This is a genomic window from Brevinematia bacterium (genome assembly GCA_039630355.1).
Taxonomy (GTDB): domain Bacteria; phylum Spirochaetota; class Brevinematia; order DTOW01; family DTOW01; genus SKYB106.
In genome coordinates, this window is the sequence record JBCNVF010000115.1 from 1 (window position 1) to 3,894 (window position 3,894).

Here is a 3,894-nt window from a genome sequence, read left to right on the forward strand (position 1 = left end):
GTATTTCTACCAAGTTCTGCATCTCCGTTCTTATTTCCTTTACATCCATAGCAACGGGACTTATTAAAAAGTTTATTCTTTTATTATTTTCTAGTTCTCTTCTTATAGCAGCTTCTAGTCTTTTAAGTGTTTCCTCTCCTATAAACTGGTCTTTGAAAGATGCAAGTAAGGTTAGGTTATTCGCGTTTGTGTTTAAAACCGCTATGTTTAACAGGGCATTATCGTATTTTATTAGGTTTGCTATTGGTTTGAAAATACTATTCCCTACTATTACTCTATCCAAGGAGTTTTCTTCCACAGGGATTATATTTCTTACATGCACCACCTTTTCATATTCATATATATTACCCTTATATTCTATTACTATACTCTCATTCACTTTTATATATGTTTCTTCAGGAGATAATGGAAATAGACTTATCTTTTTTCCTACTTCTTCCTTCAAGAGAAACGCATTTCCAGATACGATATAATCATAGACAACTATCTCTATTATTTCATCTGGTGTAAGAAGTCCATTATTTAATACTCCTTGTTTATCTTCTACCCCCATCCTGTTAAGAGCATTAACTATGGCTTCTATCCCTGCTACCACCCAAGTATTACTAAGTAATTCCTGCTTTAGGTCTCCTTTTATATCAGAACCTATAACGGTTATTCCATACTCTCTTGCTTTTTTTCTAAACATTCCTAGCAAGTCCATATAGTCCTCTAGAGAATTATAAACGATGCTTGATTTTTACTTTGTAGAACATAGTAAATAGCATACCTCATAGCATCTATGCAGTGGTCGTTTAACTTTATTATCTCATCCTCAATAACACCTTCCTTGCTAACCTTATAAGAATATGTTTCTATCTCCTTTAGGGTATTAACAGCCTTTTCTGAAAAGTAAATCTTTTCCTGTAGTAGTTTCTGTATCTGCTCAAAGACCCTTGTTTTTATACTCCCTACTATGTTAAACCCTGCATTTCTTATTTCCATTATCCTCTGTGGTTCAGAACTATCAGCTACTATTAAACTTTTAACTCCTATCTGTTTAAGAATTTCTATAAGTTCCGAGTTTGTAATGTGTGATATCTTATAATCTTCCATAACTACATATTCTCCATTTTCAGTTATTCCTATTTTCACTAAAGCAGTAGGGTTATTATATCCAAAGTCTAACCCCCATATTATATCCTTGTATATAAAGTCATCTACCTGTTTTTGTGTTATTATAACAGGGTTTTTAAACACAAGCCTTTCATCTTCTCTCGCAAACTCCCCTTCTAAGTAGATTTTCCTATTTATTCCTGTAAGCCTCTCTAGTATTTTAACCTGCTCATCATCTATAAACGGATTATCCTTTATAGTAACCTTTAAAGAACCATTTTTATTATCTTGGATTAGCTTATAAAGCCATTCTCTGTATAAAGGATTAAAGCTTAATATAACCTTTTTCTCTCCTACCCTAGCTCTCAAAGATGCCTGTATATAATCCTCTTCTAAAAACTCCGTTGCTTCTTCCATCCAGACTATACTTGCCTCTATTCCTTTTATCTTTTCTATCTCATCAACGCCTCTGAAGAAAATCTCAGACCCATTAAAATGCATCTCTGAGTATCTTGTAAAATCCTTAAAACCTAAACCAGATAAAATACTATAAAATAACTTCCAAGTAGAATATCGTATGGTAGAAGCATATTTTCTTAACACAAGTGCAGTTTGTTTCTTTGATAAAAGCCTTATAACTATATACTGTGCTATAGTATAGGATTTACCTGCCATACTACCGCCATATACTATAACAGGACTACTAGACTTCTCTATATGCTTATATATCTTCTCATTTACCCTAATCTTCATCTTTAATTCTAGCCCTTACAAACTCCACTATTATCTTATTTTCATCTACTTTAAACTCATCACTATACCGAGATTTTAGATATTTAAGTAAAAACTCTTCATTATCATAATCTGGCTTAGATATTATTCTCTGTATCCTCGCTATTATATCCGCTTGATGTTTTCCCAAGCCCCTCTCTTTAGCTTGGTATATTTCCATATATCTTTTAAGGTATTTAGTCTTCTTAAGTCCCTTTTTACCTTGAGATAGTATATCATACCAATGCTTAGTGCTAAAGCCTAAAACAGAAGCAACAGCACTATCGGTAAGACCTTGGGAGTAAAGTTTTTCTACAAGCTCTACTATATCCCATTCCTTATCTCCATACTTAACAGGCTTAAAAACCTTAGAAAACATATCCTGCCTCCCTTATAGCATCTTTATATAACTTTACAAGTTTTTCTCTAAACTCCTCGTATTTATCGGATTTGATAGGTTTGGAATAAAACTTTTTCCAGTCTATTTCGTGGTGAAAACGACCAAACTTATTTTTACCCCTAACAATGTGCGGGTATTGTGCTACCAATGTATTGGTTTTAAGTACCTTTGAGTTAATTTGTGTATATAATGTGCTAGTATTACCCCCTTTTAATAGTCTTGTCTGATATTTATGAAAGGTAAATACTAAAATCTGTATAGTATAAAAACCATTTCCTATCGTTTTTAGATTCATATCCACATCCTCATTATACTTAAGTTTCCACCTAAAAGGAAGGTTATTATTTATAAGCATAAACGAGTAAATGTGCGTATTAAATGTTATAGGTCTTCTTTGTGGCTCTATCATAAACTGTTCCTCTCTAAAACCTATCATCCCCCATTTTTCATACATCTTGGATACATATAAAGAAGCCTCTAAAAGGTAGCTTATCCTTACCATCTTTCTTTTTCCTTTAGCAACCACCGATACTCTGTTTATATTATCATCTAGGATAAAATGTGCCTTGTATCCCATTTTAATAGAATGTTCCCAAGCGAAATTTCTAGCAGGTGTAGAAAACCCATAATTATCTTCTGGAAGAACTAAAAGGTTATCATGTATCTCTTTATACCTCCCAGCCTCTGATGGCTCTACCACTAGATAAAATGGAATACCCTCTTCTTTTAAGAAACTCCAAGTCATTCTATTTCTGGTATATCTATATCTTCCTTTAGAAATTACATACACAGGATATTCTAGGTCATTCATTTTCTTCCTCTGCGAAGTTTATAGTAGTATTAGATATACTATCATTTATAAACCTTCTAAGTCCATACTTTTTAGCTAAAGGCTCTATTTCTCTTAGAAAAGAAGCCTGTTTTTCTCTGCTATAAAAACTAAATATAATCCTATACTTCTTAATACTTTCTCCTAACTCTTCAAACCCCTCTAATTCTTCTCCTTCCTTATCCCAATACCTATCCCAAGTCTGTCTTCTTAAAAGCTCTAGTAATACATCATCATACCCAGTAGTATAGAATGCGTTCTCATCTTCCTGTTTTATAGATGAAAGGAGTTCTACTAAAAGGCTTGTATCATCTATTCCCATCTTCTGTATTTCATTATCAGCAACAAGGAAAGCCTTGGCTACAGGACTAGTATGAGGATATGGGATAACATAAGCTTTTACCTTCTCTATTCCTATATTTCTACAAGCCTCTACCACTCCATGTCCTGCTAAAATATAGTAATCTTCAGAGATTACTATATTCTTTACAATACCAAATGTTTTTATACTCCTCTCTATTTTTTCTACTTGCTCTGGTGGATGCTTCCTATAATTACTAGGATGTGGTTTTAAATATTTTATTTCTACCTCCACCAGCATACCTTTACCTCTTATCACTTGACCTAACCTTCACTCTCCTCTTCTTCGCCATCTTCCACCTCCTCTAGGATATTGGTATAACTATAACTTAAAACCTTATCAAGCCTTTTACTAACTCTGTGGAATAATATACTAGTCCTAGTATTAAGTATCCCCTCCACTTTACCATATTTATCATAGTGCCTAAGATATGGAAGC

At 33.2% G+C, this 3,894-nt stretch carries 5 protein-coding genes; all 5 read right to left on the reverse strand.

Annotation, left to right across the window (positions count from 1 at the left end):
• Positions 1-703, reverse strand: a 703-nt coding sequence (locus ABDH28_07460; protein MEN2998851.1) for a hypothetical protein, incomplete at its 3' end; no start/stop codon positions are given.
• An 8-nt stretch (positions 704-711) separates the two neighbouring features.
• On the reverse strand, positions 712-1,848 hold the full coding sequence (locus ABDH28_07465; protein ID MEN2998852.1) for a PBSX family phage terminase large subunit: 1,137 nt from the start codon (positions 1,846-1,848) through the stop codon (positions 712-714).
• Positions 1,838-2,245, reverse strand: a complete 408-nt coding sequence (locus ABDH28_07470; protein MEN2998853.1) for a hypothetical protein — start codon at positions 2,243-2,245, stop codon at positions 1,838-1,840. Before ABDH28_07470 ends, ABDH28_07465 begins: the two co-directional genes overlap by 11 nt.
• On the reverse strand, positions 2,235-3,077 hold the full coding sequence (locus tag ABDH28_07475) for a hypothetical protein (GenBank protein ID MEN2998854.1): 843 nt from the start codon (positions 3,075-3,077) through the stop codon (positions 2,235-2,237). The genes ABDH28_07470 and ABDH28_07475 overlap by 11 nt, the downstream gene beginning before the upstream one ends.
• Positions 3,070-3,696 carry a ParB N-terminal domain-containing protein gene (locus tag ABDH28_07480; protein MEN2998855.1) on the reverse strand — a complete coding sequence of 209 codons (627 nt, stop codon included), beginning with the start codon at positions 3,694-3,696 and terminating at the stop codon, positions 3,070-3,072. The genes ABDH28_07475 and ABDH28_07480 overlap by 8 nt, the downstream gene beginning before the upstream one ends.
• Positions 3,697-3,894: the final 198 nt, after the last annotated feature.